At 74.2% G+C, this 16,688-nt stretch carries 13 protein-coding genes and 1 riboswitch; of the genes, 7 read left to right on the forward strand and 6 right to left on the reverse strand.

The genetic code is table 11. The annotated features are described in order from the left end of the window. Window positions 1-11: 11 nt before the first annotated feature. Window positions 12-1,907 (reverse strand): heavy metal translocating P-type ATPase, encoded by a 1,896-nt coding sequence (locus ABTY20_RS25970; RefSeq protein ID WP_351999465.1) that lies wholly within the window; start codon window positions 1,905-1,907, stop codon window positions 12-14. A 134-nt stretch (window positions 1,908-2,041) separates the two neighbouring features. Here ABTY20_RS25970 and ABTY20_RS25975 point away from each other — a divergent pair, with 134 nt between their 5' ends. Next, a complete protein-coding gene (locus ABTY20_RS25975; protein WP_351999466.1) occupies window positions 2,042-2,485 on the forward strand; it encodes an ArsR/SmtB family transcription factor in 444 nt (147 codons plus the stop codon). 476 nt (window positions 2,486-2,961) lie between these two features. On the opposite strand, the gene ABTY20_RS25980 is transcribed toward ABTY20_RS25975, so the two are convergent. Then, window positions 2,962-3,942: a ferric reductase-like transmembrane domain-containing protein gene (locus ABTY20_RS25980; protein ID WP_351999467.1), complete on the reverse strand. Its 981-nt coding sequence runs from the start codon at window positions 3,940-3,942 to the stop codon at window positions 2,962-2,964. A gap of 187 nt (window positions 3,943-4,129) precedes the next feature. After that, a riboswitch (cobalamin riboswitch) is annotated at window positions 4,130-4,307 on the forward strand. A gap of 88 nt (window positions 4,308-4,395) precedes the next feature. Here ABTY20_RS25980 and ABTY20_RS25985 point away from each other — a divergent pair. The 3 genes from ABTY20_RS25985 to ABTY20_RS25995 are packed head-to-tail and all read left to right on the forward strand — an operon-like array spanning window position 4,396 to window position 7,255. Next, window positions 4,396-5,361 (forward strand): ABC transporter substrate-binding protein, encoded by a 966-nt coding sequence (locus tag ABTY20_RS25985; RefSeq protein ID WP_351999491.1) that lies wholly within the window; start codon window positions 4,396-4,398, stop codon window positions 5,359-5,361. Then, window positions 5,358-6,473 (forward strand): FecCD family ABC transporter permease, encoded by a 1,116-nt coding sequence (locus ABTY20_RS25990; RefSeq protein ID WP_351999468.1) that lies wholly within the window; start codon window positions 5,358-5,360, stop codon window positions 6,471-6,473. The genes ABTY20_RS25985 and ABTY20_RS25990 overlap by 4 nt, the downstream gene beginning before the upstream one ends. Next, window positions 6,470-7,255 (forward strand): ABC transporter ATP-binding protein, encoded by a 786-nt coding sequence (locus ABTY20_RS25995; protein ID WP_351999469.1) that lies wholly within the window; start codon window positions 6,470-6,472, stop codon window positions 7,253-7,255. Before ABTY20_RS25990 ends, ABTY20_RS25995 begins: the two co-directional genes overlap by 4 nt. A gap of 345 nt (window positions 7,256-7,600) precedes the next feature. Here ABTY20_RS25995 and ABTY20_RS26000 read toward each other — a convergent pair whose 3' ends face one another. The 3 genes from ABTY20_RS26000 to ABTY20_RS26010 all read right to left on the reverse strand — a co-directional run bounded on the left by ABTY20_RS26000 (window position 7,601) and on the right by ABTY20_RS26010 (window position 11,554). Continuing rightward, the gene (locus ABTY20_RS26000; protein WP_351999470.1) at window positions 7,601-9,043 is read right to left on the reverse strand and encodes a tyrosinase family protein; all 1,443 of its coding nucleotides are present in this window, start codon (window positions 9,041-9,043) and stop codon (window positions 7,601-7,603) included. Window positions 9,044-9,312: 269 nt separating this feature from the next. Next, window positions 9,313-10,707, reverse strand: coding sequence for an amidohydrolase family protein (locus ABTY20_RS26005; protein WP_351999471.1), 1,395 nt, complete (start codon window positions 10,705-10,707; stop codon window positions 9,313-9,315). 55 nt (window positions 10,708-10,762) lie between these two features. Beyond that, on the reverse strand, window positions 10,763-11,554 hold the full coding sequence (locus ABTY20_RS26010; RefSeq protein WP_351999472.1) for an Atu4866 domain-containing protein: 792 nt from the start codon (window positions 11,552-11,554) through the stop codon (window positions 10,763-10,765). A 407-nt stretch (window positions 11,555-11,961) separates the two neighbouring features. On the opposite strand from ABTY20_RS26010, the gene modA reads away from it, so the two are divergent. From modA to ABTY20_RS26025, 3 genes are read left to right on the forward strand one after another with little or no spacing between them, the layout of a single operon-like run. Continuing rightward, window positions 11,962-12,771 (forward strand): molybdate ABC transporter substrate-binding protein, encoded by an 810-nt coding sequence (gene modA, locus ABTY20_RS26015; RefSeq protein WP_351999492.1) that lies wholly within the window; start codon window positions 11,962-11,964, stop codon window positions 12,769-12,771. Next, window positions 12,768-13,634: an ABC transporter permease gene (locus ABTY20_RS26020; protein ID WP_351999473.1), complete on the forward strand. Its 867-nt coding sequence runs from the start codon at window positions 12,768-12,770 to the stop codon at window positions 13,632-13,634. The genes modA and ABTY20_RS26020 overlap by 4 nt, the downstream gene beginning before the upstream one ends. Beyond that, window positions 13,631-14,719 carry an ABC transporter ATP-binding protein gene (locus ABTY20_RS26025; protein WP_351999474.1) on the forward strand — a complete coding sequence of 363 codons (1,089 nt, stop codon included), beginning with the start codon at window positions 13,631-13,633 and terminating at the stop codon, window positions 14,717-14,719. Before ABTY20_RS26020 ends, ABTY20_RS26025 begins: the two co-directional genes overlap by 4 nt. A gap of 119 nt (window positions 14,720-14,838) precedes the next feature. Here ABTY20_RS26025 and ABTY20_RS26030 read toward each other — a convergent pair whose 3' ends face one another. Then, complete coding sequence (locus ABTY20_RS26030) at window positions 14,839-16,458, reverse strand: hypothetical protein (RefSeq protein ID WP_351999475.1); 1,620 nt, start codon at window positions 16,456-16,458, stop codon at window positions 14,839-14,841. Window positions 16,459-16,688 lie beyond the last annotated feature (230 nt).

Genomic DNA, 16,688 nt, shown 5'->3' on the forward strand with positions numbered 1-16,688 from the left:
CCAGGGCGTCTTCACCGAGAACCCCGACGGCACCTTCGAGCACAACGAGATGTCCCGGCTGCTGCGTGAGGACGACCCGCACAGCCTGCGGTACAATGCACGACGAGCCTGCGGGCGCGCCGGGACAGGGCGATCACGGCGGGGACCGCGGCGAGTTCGTCGCGGACGACGACGGCGTCGGCGGTCTCCAGGGTGAGGTCGGAGCCCGCCCGGCCCATCGCGACACCGGTGTGGGCGGCTGCCAGCGCCGGGGCGTCGTTGACGCCGTCGCCCACGACCATCACCGTGCGGCCGGAGTCCTCCAGCTCTCGCACCGCCCTCACCTTGTGCTGGGGCAGCAGTCCTGCCCGTACGTCCTCGATGCCGACCTCGTCCGCCAGGCGGGCGGCGGCACGCGGATTGTCGCCGGTCAGCAGTACGGGTGCGGTTCCGGTGAGGGACGTCAGCGAGGTGACGGTGGCGGTGGCGTCGGGCCGCAGCCGGTCCGCGATGCCGAGCACGCCCACCGGCGTACCGTCCACCGTGACCAGGACCGCGGTCCGTCCGCCGTCCTCCAGCTCGCCGACAAGCACTGCCGCGAGGGCGGAGTCCGCGTCCGTCGCCCCGCCGAGGAGCCGCGCCGGGGCGCCGACCGCGACCGCGCGCCCCTCGACGGTCGCGGTCACCCCGATGCCGGGCGTGGAGTCGAAGTCCTCCGCCACCGGCAGGGCGAGTCCGCGTTCGCGTGCCGCGTCCACGACGGAACGGGCCAGCGGATGTTCGCTCGGGTGCTCCGCGGCGGCCGCGAGGACCAGCAACTCGCCCTCGGCCAGCCGGGATGCGGCCAGCGGTCGGACGTCGGTGACTCGCGGCGTGCCCTCGGTCAGCGTACCGGTCTTGTCGAGCGCCACCGCGTCGACCTGCCCCAGCCGCTCCATCACCACCGCCGACTTGACCAGCACACCGTGCCGTCCGGCATTCGCGATGGCCGACAGCAGGGGCGGCATCGTCGCCAGGACGACCGCGCACGGTGAGGCCACGATCATGAACGTCATCGCCCGCAGCAACGCATCGGTGAGGTCCGCGCCGAAGACCAGCGGGACGAGGAACACGGCCGGCGTCGCCACCACCATGCCCAGCGAGTAGCGCTGTTCGACCTTCTCGATGAACAACTGGGTCGGCGCCTTGGTCTCGGAGGCCTCCTCCACCATCCGCACGATCCGGGCGACCACCGTGTCGGAGGCGTCACGCTCCACACGGACGCGCAAGGCGCCGGTGCCGTTGAGGGTGCCCGCGAAGACCTCGTCGCCCTGCTCCTTGGCGACGGGCAACGGCTCACCCGTGATGGTCGCCTGGTCGACGTCGCTCGTCCCGTCGAGCACCCGGCCGTCGGCACCGATGCGCTCGCCGGGCCGTACGAGGACGGTGTCGCCGACGGACAGCTCCTCCACGGCGACGGTCACCTCGCTGCCGTCGGCGTCGACGCGGGTGGCCGTGGCCGGTGCCAGGTCGAGCAGACCGCGCACCGAGTCGGCGGTTCGTGCCGTGGCCAGCGCCTCCAGCGCACCGGACGTGGCGAAGATGACGATGAGCAGCGCGCCGTCCCTCACCTGCCCGATCGACGCCGCCCCGAGAGCGGCGACGACCATCAGCAGGTCGACATCGAGCGTCTTCTCCCGCAGAGCCCGCAGACCCGCCCACCCCGGCTCCCAACCGCCGGCCGCATACGTCACCGCGTACAGCGGCCCCCACGCCCACGCCGGAGCACCAGCCAGCTGCAGCAGCAGCGCGAGCAGGAAGAAGACGGTGGCTGCGGCGGCCCAGCGCGCCTCGGGCAGGGCGAGGACACGGGTACGGCGCCGGGGCGCGCCGCCGTCGCGCGCAGGCGCGGCCCGGCCGGCCGGGGCTGGAGTGACGGTGGAGGTCATCGGAGCGGAACTCCTTCACGACGGCATGACGGGACAGCGGCCGGCCGGAAGGTCGGCACCGCTCCCTCCACCGTACAGGATCACATGAAGAGCAATTCATACGTTCATGGATCCCTCTCCGTAGGATGGCGACCATGGGCCATGGAGCTGACGCCGAAACCACCGCCACCGCGCGCGAGCGCCTCGAGACCGTGGGCGCCGCCGACGTGGCTGCCACACTCCAGGCTCTGGCCACGCCCTCCCGGCTGCGGATCCTGGCCCGTCTCCAGGAGGGCGCGTGCGCGGCGACCGAACTCGCCGACGCCGTCGGCATGGAACAGTCCGCCTGCTCCCATCAGTTGCGTCTGCTGCGCAACCTCGGTCTGGTCACCGGCGAGCGCCGGGGCCGCTCGGTGATCTACGCGCTCCACGACAACCACGTCGCCGAACTGCTGGAGCAGGCCCTCTACCACGTCGAGCACCTGCGCCTCGGCCTGCGCGACACCCCGGCCGCCGTGGCCGGGGCCCGCTCCGTGCCGGACGGGCGGCAGTCCGGCAACGCCGCCACGGCTGCCTCCTCGGGGCGCGGGCCGGCGTAGTACGGGTCGACCAGGATCCCGGCCACCGACGGCCACGAGCCCACCGGTGGCCGCCCGCCCGAAAGACGGCGCCGAGCGGATCCGGTAGCTGGTGGGGGTCGGCCGCACTCGCGGGACCACCGCGTCGGCGGGCTCGGGCACCCGCCGCGGACGCCCCCGCGACGCGGGGGCGGGGGAACCGGTCCGGCCGGGGCGAGGATCTCACGGGCGGCACACCGTTCGAGGCGTCGGATGATCTCACCGGCCGTCGCCCGCACCGTCCGTGACGAGCCGTCCCGCTCCCGGCCCCCGGCTCGCCGGGCCGGGCGCACGCGTCCCGGCCCGGCGCGCGGCACAGCCCGAAGCGGATGTGCCTCATCGCGGGGCTCGGCGGCGTACGTCACCGGCCGGTCCGCGGTCACCGCGCTTCGAACCCTTCGGCGCGCGGTGGCAAAGGCAGCAGCTCCGGCGGCGGAACGCGAGGTCGACGCCGGCCGTCAGTCCGTCTCCTGGGCGTGGGGGGCGGTCGCGGGCGGGTGGGCCGGGCGGTCCCGTCCGCCGTCGCGGCCCGACACCACCACGGCGACCAGCCCGACGACGACGGCTGCGACGGCGACCCGTCCCGCCGCCCGCACCCACCATCCCGGCCGGGCCGCGCCCCCGCCGGGCGGACCCAGCCGCTCGGCCCGCCGGGCCGGCCTCAGCAGGCGCAGCAACAGCAGGACCGCGACCGGCAGTTGCAGCAGCCACAGCACGGTGCGCGGCCACTCCCCGTACCAGACGTTGGTTCCGTACAGCAGCGTGTGCCACACGCTCAGCACGTACACGACGATCACGAAACGGTGCAGTCGCCGCCAGGTGTTCGCTCCGATGCGGTGCCGGACGTAGAACAGCAGCCCCAGTGGGACCGCCAGGTACAGGGCGCCCTGGCCGATCGGGATGGCGACCCTGCCGGTTCCGGAGTCGTACCAGCCCGGCACGAAGGTGTCCGCGAAGGCCACCCACAACCGCTCCGCCCACGCCACCTGCGTCTCGTAGCGCACGAGTTCCGCCGCGAACATCAGCGCGTGCGCGGACATCAGCGCCATCGTCGTCAGACTCGTGGTGCGGTGCCAGCGCTCCAGCACCTGCCGGGAGACCGGCAGCCGGGCGGGACGCGGCCCCGACAGCAGCAGACCGAGCATGACCGTGCCCCACGCCCACAACAGCCCCGACCACCCGAACGCCTGACTGAGCAGGTACATCCAGTAGGTGCCGGGATCGTCCATGAACGGCATGACCGCGACGGTGTCCGACGCGCCCGACTCCATGCGCGCCCACAGGAAGGCGAACACGAGCACCGTGACCACCACCGCCGCGGTGGCGTCGGGCAGGGCGGACCGCAGGTCGCCGCGGAGCGCGACGCGGTCACCGGGAGGCCGCCGCCGTCCGGGAGGGGCTACCGCCCCGTCCTCCTCCGGCCTCGCGTCTGACGTCATCGGGGGCCTCCCGGGCGCGGGCCACCGCAGCAGCGGTGCGCATGTGGCGTGAGGTGACAAGTCTGACCGAGGAGGTGGTGATCCTCCGAGGCGGTATCCGGCCAGACTGGCCGCGTACGCCGTCGAGCGTGCCTCCGGCGCGTTGCGTGCGGCCGGGGCCGCCCGCGCTTTTGCCGTCGACCCGGGGAAACGTAGGATCACCTGGTCATCGCCGCGACGGGAGACAGGAAGCCGGTGCGAATCCGGCACGGTCCCGCCACTGTGACCGGGGAGCGCCCCTCCGACATGCCACTGCGCTGCGCGCGGGAAGGCGGAGGGAACGTCGATCCGGGAGTCAGGACACTGGTCCGTCGCGGGCCCGTCCCGAGGAGCGCGGACTCCAGGAGGCTTCACGTGTCCCAGCTGTCCACCCCTGCCCGCACGCGCGGGTTCCTTCGTGCCGCGGCGGCCGCCATGGCGCTGTCGTCGGTGCTGCTGACCACCGGCTGCGGCGGGTCCGGCGGGAGCGGCGGGGAGGCGGGGGCCACCGCCGCCGTCCCCGCGGGCTTCCCGGTCACCGTCGACAACTGCGGCGTGAGGACGACGTACGAGAAGCCGCCGTCACGGGCGGTCACCGTCCACCAGCACCCGGCGGAACTCATGCTCGCCCTCGGCCTGAAGGACCGCATGGTCGGCACGGCCTTCCCCGACTCCGCCGTCCTGCCCGAGCTGAGGAAGGACTACGCGGCCATCCCCGAACTGGCGAAGAGGGAGCCGTCGTTCGAGAAGATCCTGGACGCCGGACCCGACTTCGTCTACGGCGGCTACGGCAGTGCCTTCGCCGAGAACGAGGGCCGCTCCCGCAAGGCGTTCGCCGACGCCGGCATCGACACCCACCTCAACCGCGAGTACTGCGGCGAGAAGCGGGTGACGATGCAGGACACCTACGACGAGATCCGCACCATCGGCAGGATCTTCGGTGTCCCGGACCGGGCCGACGAGCTGGTCGCGGACCTCGAGGACCGCGTCGGCAAGGCCGCCGCCGAGGTCGAGGGCGAGCCCGAGGTGTCCGTCTTCGTCTACGACAGCGGCGACAGGAGCGCCTTCACCGCGGGCGGCAAGAGCCTGGGCACCGAGCTGATCCGGCTGGCCGGCGGCGAGAACGTCTTCGCCGACCTCGACGACGTCTTCGGCGACGTCTCCTGGGAGCAGGTCGTCGAGCGCGGGCCCGAGGTCATCGCCGTCTACGACTACGCCGGCGCCGGAAGCGTCGAGGAGAAGAAGAGGTTCCTGCTCTCCCAGCCCGCGCTCGCCGACGTGCCCGCCGTCAGGAACGAGCGGTTCGTCGTCCTGCCGCTGACCGCCACCCTGGTCGGCGTCCGCTCGGCCCACGCGGTCGAGGACCTGGCCCGCGGGCTGCACCCCGAGAGCTTCCGGTGACCCGGGACGCCCCCGCCACGCCCACCGGACGGACGGTCCGACGGCGGAAGGCCGAGGAGGCGGGAGCGGGCCGCACGCGGTTGGCCGTCACGCTGCTCGTGCTCGCCGCCCTGCTCGCGGTCTCCGCCACGGCGGGTCTGGCGATCGGCTCCGTCCGGGTGCCGCCCGGCCAGGTGTGGGGCATCGTGGCGCACGCGCTGGGCGCCGACTGGCAGCAGCCGGACTGGTCGCGGGCCCGGGAGACCATCGTGGTGGACGTGCGGGCGCCGCGGGTGCTGCTCGGCGCGGTCACCGGCGCCGGCCTGGCGGTGATCGGCACCGCGCTGCAGGCCCTGGTGCGCAACCCGCTCGCCGAGCCCTACCTGCTCGGCGTCTCCTCCGGCGCGTCGCTCGGCGCCGTCTCGGTGATCGTGTTCGGGTTCACCCTCTTCGGGCCGCTCTCCCTGTCGGTGACCGCCTTCGCGGGCGCCCTGGGCGCGCTCCTGCTCGTGTACGCCACCGCCCGCACCGGCGGACGCATCACCTCGGCGCGGCTGGTGCTGTCCGGGGTGGCGGTCGCGGCGGTGCTCACCGCGGTCCTCGACCTGCTGCTGCTCACCACCGACCGGGGCAACGAGGCCCGCGCGGTCCTCGCCTGGACCCTCGGCGGCCTCGGCGGCGTCAACTGGGGCACGCTGTGGCTGCCGGGCACGGCCCTGCTGCTCGGCGTCGGCGCCCTCATGGCGCAGGCCCGCAACCTGAACCTGCTGCTGGCCGGCGAGGAGGCGGCCACCACGATGGGGCTGGACGTGGCCCGGTTCCGCGCCCGGCTGTTCGTGCTGCTCTCCCTCCTCACGGGCGTGCTGGTCGCGGCGGCCGGACCGATCGGCTTCGTCGGCCTGATGACGCCCCACATCGTGCGCCTGTTCGTCGGCGGCGACCACCGCCGGGTCCTGCCGACGGCGGCACTCGGCGGAGCGGTCTTCCTCGTCTGGGCCGACATCGCCGCACGGACGGTCGCCGCACCGACGGAGATACCCGTCGGCGTCCTCACGGCCCTGTGCGGCGGGCCGTTCTTCCTGTGGCTGATGCGCCGGGACGCCCGGCGCGGCACCGACCGAGGAGTGGCATGACCGCGACCGAACTGAGCGTCGACGGCGTCACGCTCACCGCCGGAGCCCGCCACCTGGTGCGCGACGTCTCCCTGACCGCCCGCCCGGGCGAGACCATCGGGCTCGTCGGTCCCAACGGCAGCGGGAAGTCCAGCCTCCTGCGCACCGTCTACCGCGTCCTGCGCCCCGACACCGGCCGGGTCCGGGTCGACGGAGACGACGTCTGGGCGCTGCCGGTGCGGCGACTGGCCCGCACCGTGGCGGCGGTGGTCCAGGACTCGGCGGCCGACTTCGACCTCGCCGTCCGCGAGGTCGTCGCCATGGGCCGCACCCCGCACAAACGGTTCCTCGCCGGTGACACCCCCGAGGACGCCGGCCTCATCGACTCCGCGCTCCTCGCGGTCGACGCCGTCCACCTGGCCGACCGCCCCTTCGACCGGCTCTCCGGCGGCGAGCGCCGGCGCGTCCTCATCGCGCGGGCCCTCGCCCAGCAGCCCACCCTCCTCGTCCTCGACGAACCCACCAACCACCTCGACATCCGGCACCAGCTGTCCGTGCTCGGCACCCTGCGCCGCCTGCCCGCCACCGTGCTGCTCGCCCTGCACGACCTCAACCTGGCCGCCTCCTACTGCGACCGCCTCTACGTCCTGCACGACGGTGCGGTCACCGCCTCCGGTCCACCCGCCGAGGTCCTCACCCCGCGGCTCCTGGCCGAGGTCTACGGAGTGGCGGCGGAAGTCGCCGTCCATCCGCGCACGGGCGCCCCGCAGGTGACGTTCCTCCCCGAAGAGCCACCCGGCTGAAGGGCCCGCCCGGTGCCCCCGTGCCCGTCCGCGTCGTCCGGGACGGAAAGGGGAGCGCGGGGGGCGTCGACCGCGGCCCCGGTGCCGACCCGGTGGATGTCCAGGGCGACGAGGAGGACGGCCGCGCCGGCCACGTCGCCGGGTGTGCCGGTGCGGCCCCGCGGGTGAGTGCCTCCGCCTTCGAGGGCGTCACCACCGGCGGGAAGAGGTCGTCGACGACCTCTTCCCGATCCACTCCGACCGCACCGGTGGAAGTCGTCCACCGGCCCGGGCCGGCCGGGGAGGCTCCGGCGGGTACCGGTTCCGGCCAGGTCCGCTGCGGCCGTTCCGGCCCGCGGGCCCCGGTCAGGTGGTGCTCAGGGAGATGCTGCCGATGCGGGGACGCGAGCCGGGCGGTGGCGTCGACACGGCCGCGAGAGCACCGGCCGGCTCCCCGGCGTCGGGCGGCGGCGGGCCGAGCGGAGCCGGTGTCACCACGACCGGCGGAACGCCCTCGCCGTCCCACGCGCCCAGCCGGCGCAGCTCGGTGAGGTGCTCGGTGATGTCGAACGTGAAGGTGAGTCCTCCACCACCGTGGGAGTGGGGATGGGCGCCGACCGCGCCGAAGAAGTGGACGTGGCCGATGAAGTACGGCCCCTCCGGGTCGAGGTCCTCCTCGTGGTCGGGGCGGGCGCCGACGAAGACGCGGTAGTTCGTCTGGGGCGGCGCGTCGGCGCGTACGTCGTCCATGGTGAGGACGGCGCGGTTCGGCGTCTGCGGCGAGGCGGCCTCCGGCAGGGCCCCGGCGCGGGCACCGGGCCCGGGAGTCAGCGGGACGGCGAGGGCGTCCGGTCCCAGGTCGGTCGGGCCCGAGGTGGCCGCCACCTGCTGCGGCGGGGGGTCGACGCCGGCCGCCGGCGTGGCGACCAGCCGCTCGGGGGGCTTCAGCCCGAGCCCGTCCGTCAGCGACTCGTAGACGTACCCGAACTCCTCCGTGGACTGGAGCTCTCCCGACGTGAACCTGACCTGGTTGCCCTGCGCGTCGCGGAAGGTGTGGGCGAAGCCGAGCCAGTCCGCGTCCGTCGGGTTCCTGTGCTCGGCGCTGCTCGCGTTCCAAGCCGCCCAGAGACGGTCGATGTTGGCGTGGTGCAGCCAGAAGACGGGGTCCCGGGGCGAGAAGAACTGCAACATCACCCCTCCCACGTAACCGTGGAGGAGGTTGTGCGGCTGCATCTCCAGCAGGCCGGACTGTCCGTTGCTGTGGAGCAGACGGCTGCCGGTGTGCTCGCTGCCGAACTGCGTCGCGCCGGTGAAGCGCGGTGCCTGCATGGCCCGGTACGGGTTGACCTCGGTCCACCCGACGGAAGCTCCCAGGGCGGCGCCCGGGCTGCGGTCGGGCTCCGCCAGGAACAGCGGGTTCCCGCCCTCGCCGTCGGGCCAGTCCGGGCTGCGGAACGCGCTCGGCAGGCGACGGCATTCCTGCGACCCCGGGCTGTCCGGGTCACCGTTCGTCACCCGGGTGTAGTTCCAGTACGGCAGTGCCCAGTCGTCGGGTCCGTCCAGCTCGTTCCGGATGACGTCGCGCACGATCTCCTCGAAGCAGAGGAGGTAGGCGCGGTGCCAGGGCAGGAAGAACCAGCCGCCGTGCGGGCAGTTGTTCCACTCCGGATTGGGGCCGGGGTTCTCCGCCTTCTCGCCGTGGATGTTGGCCTGCCAGAGCCAACTGGTCGGCTGCGACTCCTGCTTGCCCTGCATGCGCCGTACCGCTCGGGCGTACCAGAGGAGCTGGGGGTCCCAGCGATCCGTCATCTTCGTCGTGTCACGACGCACTCGAGCCGCCTGAGCCATGGTTCTGCCCTTCCGGTGAGGAGGGTGGCTGCCACCGCGCCGCTCGGCTCCGGCCGAGGCGCGGGTGGGAGGGCGCGGCAGCGGACGGGGCGCTCCGCGCATACCCCGAACGGGGTCATCACCTCCAGCATCGCATCGGGGCACGGACCCGCAACTCCACGGCAGACGGCCGGGCCGGTGACCGCGGCGCCCCCGGCCGGAGGGGGAGGCCGGGGACGGTGACGGGATGGTCAGGCGGCCGGGGTGTTCAGCACGTGCGCGCGCGAGGCGTGGACCTCGTGGCGCAGGGCGGGCAGGTCGACGTCGAGGACCTGTCCGTCCCACTTGCGGGGCTCGCCGTTGATGAGGACGGTACTGATGTTGCGGGCGTCGGAGCCCAGTACGAGGGTGCCGATCGGGTCGTTGAGCGGCATGTTGTTGAGGTCCTCGGCCTGGATGACCAACAGGTCGGCCTTCTTGCCGGGGGTGAGTGAGCCGGTGACGTCGGCGAGGCCGTTGGTGCGGGCGCCCTGGAGGGTGGCGAAGTCCAGGACGTCGTGGGTGGTGATGCGGACCGGCTGCCGGCCGGTGCCGTGGGCGGCGTTGACGGCCCGCATCCGCTGGATGGCGTGCAGGGCCCGCATCTGGGTGAACATGTCGCTGGCCAGGGCGACTTCGACGTCGATGCTCAGTCCGGGACGGATGCCGACGGACAAAGCCTCGTCGACGGCGGGGATCGCGGTCTCCAGGCCGATCTGTGCGTCGGAGGTGGGGGCGAGAGCCACGGTGGTGCCGCTTTCCCCCATCGCCTTCCATGCTTCGGGGGTCAGTCCGGTGGCGTGGATGAGGGTGACGTCGCTGCCGAGGATGCCGTCCTTCGCCCAGTTCAGGATCACCTCGGAGGAGGCCGTGCCGAAGACCGCGTCCACGCTCACCCCGATGCCCAGGTCCTTGGCGACGCGGGCGAGTTCGGGGCCGTAGGCGAGGGCCGGCCCGGCGATCTCGTCGGTGGCGAGCGCCGCCAGGCGCAGGGTCAGCAGCTGGTCGTCACTGTTGAAGTACTTCTCCCTGAGGCGTGTCAGGTCGCCGGGCCACTGCTTGTCCCAGTCACCGAAGTGCGGGCCCATGGAGGCGTGCACACCGCGGATGCCGGTGTCGCGGAGGGCCTCGACGGCGGCGTCGGAGTGTTCGGGGGTGCGGGAGTTGTGGGAGAAGTCGAGCATGGTGGTGATGCCGCTGTCGATCGCGGTGAGGGCGGCGAGCTTCGTGCCGGTGTACATGTCCTGGGGCCGGTAGACGGTGGCGTGGCCGGCCAGGGTGGACATGACGTAGGCGCCGAGGTCGTCGACGTCCGGCATGATCCGGCGCAGCTGGGCCTCCCAGGCGTGCCGGTGGGTGTCGACGAAACCGGGGCTGAGGACGGTGCCGGCGGCGTCGACGACCACGGCGTCGCCGGCGTCGAGGCCGGGGCCGACGGCGGCGATGGTGTCGCCCTCGACGAGCAGGTCGGCGTCGTGCAGGACGCCGAGGCCGGCGTCCATGGTGACGACGGTCGCGCCGGTGAACAGGATGCGCCGTTCGTCCGCGGGGCGACGGCGGATCTGCTCGAGGACGGCCGCGGCGGCGGTGTCGGCGGCGGTGTGCATGAGGGGTCTGCTTTCCGTGTGTCGGGGAGGGGGTGGTGGGCTGCCGGCCGGCGGGTCAGCCCCGCTTCATGACGTAGCCCGCGTGGTGCAGTTCGTCGCCCTTGAACTCCCCGTAGGCCCAGAAGCCGAGGTCGTCCAGGTAGTCGATGCGGTCGCCGTCGATCCAGAACCGGCCCTGGTAGGCGTAGGGGCGGCCGCCCCGTGTCTCGTCGTAGCGGCCGTCGGCGGTGAGTTCCTGGTGCAGGAAGTCCTCCCGGTCGATCCAGACGCCGAGCCGCGGGCTGCCGGTCAGGTCCGGCGCGGCGGGGATGTCCGTCTCGGGGGCGGCCGGCCCGCCCGGGACGTCGGTGCCCGCCCAGCGGACGGGCCGGCCGGCCGCGACCAGTGCGCGGACCTGGTCCGGGCGGGACACGAGGGCGGCCACCGCGCTCGGCACGTCGGCGGCGATCCCGTCGGGCAGCACCAGGAAGTCGGTGGTGTTGCCCGGGGTCAGCGTCGCGACGTGCTCGGAGCGCCGGCCGCGGCCGCCGGCCAGGGCGACGGTGTCCACGACGGCGGGGACGATCGTCGTGCCCGTGCAGTCGACGACGATGGCGCCGTCGTCCTGTGCCGCGGTGACGATGGCCGGGCCGACGCCCACGATCAGGGGACCGACGAACAGGATGTCGGCACCGTTCATGGTCCCGATCAGCGGGTCCATCGTGATGATCCGGGCGTTGGTGAACAGGACGGGCCGGCCGGCGTCGTTCGAGAGGATCTCCTCGAGGGCCTCCGGGTTCCAGCTCGGGGTGCCGGTTCCGGCGTCGGTGCTGGTGCCGGTGTCGGTGTCGGTGTCGGTGAAGGTCATGGTGTTCCCCAGGGGTTCGGCTCATCGGTCCGCCTGCGGACGAGGCGGGCTCCGTGCGGGCGGTGGCGGCCGCTCGGCAGTCGCGGCGGCCGCACGACCACCAGGTTCGCCGCGCCGGGGAACCGGAACCAGGCCGCCGTGTCCCCGGGTGCGCGGCACCCACCCGTGGCCGGCTCCCCCGCGCTCGGGAACCGCTGCCGGGCGGCCGCCGCACCGGCGGCTCCGGGGGACCGGCTCACGGGCCGCCACCCCGAAGGACCGGACCGGCAAGCCGTCCCGTGCGAGCGCAGATGCCAGGTGATTCACGCGAGAACCCGGCTCGCGCGAAGCCGTATGGCTATTTCACCTGGCACCTGCGGCAGTATCATCTGCGTATGCGCACCCCTCGGATCGTCCCCGGGCCCGTGATGACCCGAACCGCGCGCCGGAACCGCCGGACCCTCCAGGTGGCCGGCGCGGGCGCCGCCGCGCTGCTGGTCCTGAGCGCCTGCTCGTCCTCCGGCCCGGACTCCGGCGCCGGATCCGGCGCTCCCGGCGAGCTGTCGGGGACGGTGAACGTCTTCGCCGCCGCCTCGCTGACGGAGAGCTTCACCGAGCTCGGCGAGGAGTTCGAGGAGCGGCACCCCGGCACGGAGGTCGTCTTCAACTTCGGCGGCAGCGACTCGCTCGCCGCCGGCATCACCAGCGGCGCCCCGGCCGACGTGTTCGCCTCCGCCAGTCCCAGGACGATGAAGGTCGTCACGGACGCCGGGGACGCCGCCGGAACCCCGGCCACCTTCGTCCGCAACCGGCTGGAGATCGCCACCCCGCCCGGCAACCCGGACGAGATCGCCTCCCTGGAGGACCTCACCGCAGGCGGTCTGAAGGTCGTGCTGTGCGACGGGACCGTGCCGTGCGGCGCCGCGGCCGGGAAGGCGCTGGCCGCCGCCGGCCTCGAGCTCACGCCCGTGTCCTACGAGGAGGACGTCAGGTCCGCCCTCAACAAGGTGGTCCTGAAGGAGGCCGACGCCGCCGTGGTCTACAGGAGCGATGTGAGGGCGGCCGGTGACAAGGTGGAGGGCGTGGAGTTCCCCGAGTCCGCCGAGGCGGTCAACGACTACCCGATCACCCTGCTCGAGGACGCGCCCAACCCCGCGGCGGGCAGGGCGTTCATCGAGCTGGTGCGGTCCGCCGAGGGTCGGCGGGTGCTGACCGGGGCCGGGTTCACCGCGCCGTGACCGCGCCGCACAGGACCGGTGCCGCGGCCGGCCCCCGTCCGGGCGGGCCGCGGCGTCCCGGTGCCCGGACGGGGGCCGGTGTGCGGGGCGGGGCTCCCCTGCCGCTGCTCGTGCCCGCGCTGATCGGCCTGGCGTTCCTGGTGCTCCCGCTGGTCGCCCTGCTGGTCCGGGCCCCCTGGCGGAGCATGCCCGAGCTGCTGACCGGCACCGAGGTGTGGCAGGCGCTGAGGCTGTCGCTGGTCTGCGCCACGGCGGCGACCGCGGTGAGCATGGTGATCGGCGTGCCGCTGGCCTGGCTGCTGGCCCGGGTCGAGTTCCCGGGACGCGGTCTCGTCCGGGCCCTGGTGGCGCTCCCGCTGGTGCTGCCGCCGGTGGTGGGCGGTGTCGCCCTGTTGACGGCGCTGGGCCGCAACGGGGTCGTGGGGCAGTGGCTGGACTCCTGGTTCGGGATCACGCTGCCGTTCACCACCACGGGCGTGATCGTGGCGGAGGCGTTCGTGGCGATGCCGTTCCTCGTCATCAGCGTCGAGGGCACGCTACGGGCCGCCGACCCGCGGTACGAGGAGGCGGCCGCCACCCTGGGCGCGTCCCGCTTCACCGCCTTCCGCCGGGTCACCCTGCCGCTGATCGCACCCGGCATCGCGGCCGGCGCCGTCCTGGCCTGGGCGCGGGCGCTCGGCGAGTTCGGGGCGACGATCACCTTCGCGGGCAACTTCCCCGGCCGTACCCGGACCATGCCGCTCGCCGTCTACCTCGCCCTGCAGAACGACCCGGAGGCGGCCGTCGCCCTCAGCCTGGTGCTGCTGGCGGTGTCCGTCGCCGTACTGGCGGGGCTGCGCGACCGCTGGATGACCGCCTCGTGACCGGCAACGGGGGGACGGCCGGGCCCGGGGCCTCCGTCCCGGGCGCCGGAGGGCTCGACGCGCGGCTCGTCGTCGAGCGCGGCGCCTTCCGCCTCGACGTCACGCTGACCGCGGCGCCCGGCGAGGTCGTCGCCCTGCTCGGCCCCAACGGCGCCGGCAAGACCACCGCCCTGCGCGCCCTCGCCGGCCTCGTCCCGCTCTCGGAGGGTCACCTGCGGCTCGACGGCGCGGAGCTGGACCGCACGCCGCCGGAGTCCCGGCCGGTCGGCGTCGTCTTCCAGGACTACCTGCTCTTCCCCCACCTCTCCGCACTGGACAACGTGGCCTTCGGGCCGCGCTGCCGGGGCGCGGGCAAGGCACGGGCCCGGGCGCAGGCCGCCGCGTGGCTGGACCGCATGGGCCTGTCGGAACACGCCGCCGCCAAGCCCCGCCGGCTCTCCGGCGGCCAGGCCCAACGCGTCGCCCTCGCCCGCGCCCTGGCCGTCCGCCCCCGGCTGCTGCTGCTGGACGAACCGCTCGCCGCCCTGGACGCCCGCACCCGGCTGGAGGTGCGCGCCCGGCTCCGCCGCCACCTGGCCGACTTCGAGGCCGTCGCCGTCCTCGTCACCCACGATCCGCTCGACGCCATGGTCCTCGCCGACCGCCTCGTCGTCGTCGAGGACGGCCACGTCGTCCAGGAGGGCACCCCCTCCCGCATCGCCCGCCACCCCCGCACCGACTACGTCGCCCGCCTGGTCGGCCTCAACCTCTACCGGGGCCGTGCGGAGGGCCGCACGGTGCGCCTCGACGACGGGCCCGCGATCACGGCCGCCGAGGAGCTGACCGGGCGGGTGTTCGTCGCCTTCCCGCCCGGCGCGGTCACCGTCCACCGGGACCGCCCCACCGGCTCCGGCGCCCGCAACCTGTGGCGCTGCGAAGTGGCCGGCCTGGAGACCCACGGCGACCGGATCCGCGTCGACCTCACCGGCGGGTTCCCCCTCGCCGCCGACCTCACCGCGGTCGCCGCCGCCGAGCTGGACCTGCACCCCGGCGCCGTCGTCTGGGCCACGGTGGAGGCCGCCCGGACCCACGCCTACCGCGACTGAGGAGAGGCGGGTACGGCCGTCTGGTCCCGGGGTCCGTACCCGGGGGGCGGCGTGTTCGCCCGTCGGGAGCCGTACGGCGGCCGTGCCGTCCGGTGGACCGCGCCGCTCCCGCCTCCCGGTCACCCCGAGGCCAGCTGCTCCGCTATCTCCTTGATCCAGCCCGCGGTCCTCGCCGGGTCGTCGAGGGTGTCCGCCCACTCCCCGGGCTCCAGCCCGTGGTCGGCGGGGCCCGCTTTGAGAGCGATGAGGAGGGCCCTCGCGGATTCCCTCATCTCGGCCGTCGTGGCGCCGCCGCCGGGGACACGGGGCCCCGCCGCCAGGGCGTGGATCTCGCGCGCCATGGCCTGGCGTTCGCCCTTCGACACCTTCTTCCAGAACGTCAGGGCGTGCTGCAGCGACTCCCCGCGGGACGCGGCCTCCGCCGGGGTCTCGCCCTCCGGCGCCCAGCGCTCGGGGTGGCGGACCTCCTCGTAGCGCTTCGTGGCGGCGCGGAGCGCCTTGTAGAGGGTGACGCCGAGGACGAGGCCGGCCCCGGCCCCGGCGAGGCCCCATCCGACCGGGTTGCTCGCCAGTCCGGCCGTTCCCGCCGCGACCGCCGTCACGACGCCGGCCGCGGCCTTGGTGGATTCGCCCACCGCGCCGCCGACCGCCTCCTTGCCGATCTTGGTGAGCTGCTTCTTCCTCGCGTACTCCTGCACCGTCTCCAGCCTCTCCACGTCCTTCTCCGCGCGCCGGAGGCTCTCGGCGGCGTCACGGGCCTCGCCCATCGCCTCCCAGGCGGCGTCGATGGCCTCGGACACGAGCTCCAGCCGCCCCCCGCCCTCGTGGTCCCAGTAGGCGTCCAGCGCGACGTACGCCTCCGCCGCGGCCCATTCGGCCTGCTCCCGCGCCTCGTTCAGCCGGGCCAGCGACCCCGCGTGGACGAGGTGGGGGTCTCCGAGCTCCTTCACCTTCCGGTACTTGCGGGCCGCTCCCCCGACGCGGAAGGCCGCCCGCACGCCCTTGATCGCGCCGACGGAAGCACTGGCGACACCGCTCACCTCGGACGCCACCGCGGCGTCCGCCGCCTTCTGGAGCTTGGTCACCTCCTTGGCCACGGCGGCGCTGTAGCTCCCCGAGCCGACGGCGCCGACGACCGTGTCGACCCCCTTGGTCCTGGCCTTCTTCCTCGCCGTGTGGTGGGCGGCCCCGGTCCCGTGCTTCCTGGCGTCCTTCAGGTTCTTGTACGCCTCCATGCCGTTGACCACGGTGCCGGTGGCCTCCGTGAGGAGGTTCCCCGACGCGGCGGAGGTCCCCGACGCGGCGGCGGAGTGCTTGAGGCCCTCATTGGCCGCCGCGGCGGCCTGCTGGGTGAAACCCGCGTTGACGGGGGTCTGGACCCCCTTGATGAAGGTGTCGATGGGCTCGAGGTTCTTCTTGAACCTGTCCAGGAGGCCGGCGATCCGGTCGCGGTAGTCCTTCCTCGTTCCGGCGGACGCGTCCTTCGCTCCGGCGGGCGCGTCCTTCGCTCCGGCGGGCGCGCCGCCGTCCTCCGGCGCCTTCCCGCGGTCCGCGTCCCTGGCGCGCTGCACCGCCGCGGTCGCGGCCCGGTTGCCGGCGCCGGACTGCATCCGGAGGAGGGCGTGCTCCGCCGGGTTCCCGGACGGGCCGCCGGCCCTGCTCCCCTCCCGACGCTGCCGGGCCGGCGCCGGGGCGGCGGCGGGCCGCCGGGGCGGGGTGCGGTGGACCGGGGTGCTCATGGACGTGCCTCTCCTGCTGCCGGACCGGGCGAGGCGAAGGTAGCCGGGCACGGCCAACGGGAGGGGTGCCGCGGGGAAACTCTTCGGGGGGACCGCGATGACACCGGAGCGAAGCTTTGTGAACCGGTCCCGGTCGCAGGACAGCGCGCGGCGCACACATTCGATCATCGGACGGTCATACCGGAAAACACGTCCTCTCCGCCCGACGCCGCCTGCCTACGGTGCCTCCA

Origin of the sequence: Streptomyces sp. NPDC126497 (assembly GCF_040302425.1) — a bacterium.
Classification (GTDB): domain Bacteria; phylum Actinomycetota; class Actinomycetes; order Streptomycetales; family Streptomycetaceae; genus Streptomyces.

Excerpts from the sequence above, each read along its gene's own strand:
- ABTY20_RS25970 (WP_351999465.1), bottom strand. The coding sequence starts at position 1,907 with ATGACCTCCACCGTCACTCCAGCCCCGGCCGGCCGGGCCGCGCCTGCG.
- ABTY20_RS25975 (WP_351999466.1), top strand. The coding sequence starts at position 2,042 with ATGGGCCATGGAGCTGACGCCGAAACCACCGCCACCGCGCGCGAGCGC.
- ABTY20_RS25980 (WP_351999467.1), bottom strand. The coding sequence starts at position 3,942 with ATGACGTCAGACGCGAGGCCGGAGGAGGACGGGGCGGTAGCCCCTCCC.
- ABTY20_RS25985 (WP_351999491.1), top strand. The coding sequence starts at position 4,396 with ATGGCGCTGTCGTCGGTGCTGCTGACCACCGGCTGCGGCGGGTCCGGC.
- ABTY20_RS25995 (WP_351999469.1), top strand. The coding sequence starts at position 6,470 with ATGACCGCGACCGAACTGAGCGTCGACGGCGTCACGCTCACCGCCGGA.
- ABTY20_RS26000 (WP_351999470.1), bottom strand. The coding sequence starts at position 9,043 with ATGACGGATCGCTGGGACCCCCAGCTCCTCTGGTACGCCCGAGCGGTA.
- ABTY20_RS26005 (WP_351999471.1), bottom strand. The coding sequence starts at position 10,707 with ATGCACACCGCCGCCGACACCGCCGCCGCGGCCGTCCTCGAGCAGATC.
- ABTY20_RS26010 (WP_351999472.1), bottom strand. The coding sequence starts at position 11,554 with ATGACCTTCACCGACACCGACACCGACACCGGCACCAGCACCGACGCC.
- modA (WP_351999492.1), top strand. The coding sequence starts at position 11,962 with ATGACCCGAACCGCGCGCCGGAACCGCCGGACCCTCCAGGTGGCCGGC.
- ABTY20_RS26030 (WP_351999475.1), bottom strand. The coding sequence starts at position 16,458 with ATGAGCACCCCGGTCCACCGCACCCCGCCCCGGCGGCCCGCCGCCGCC.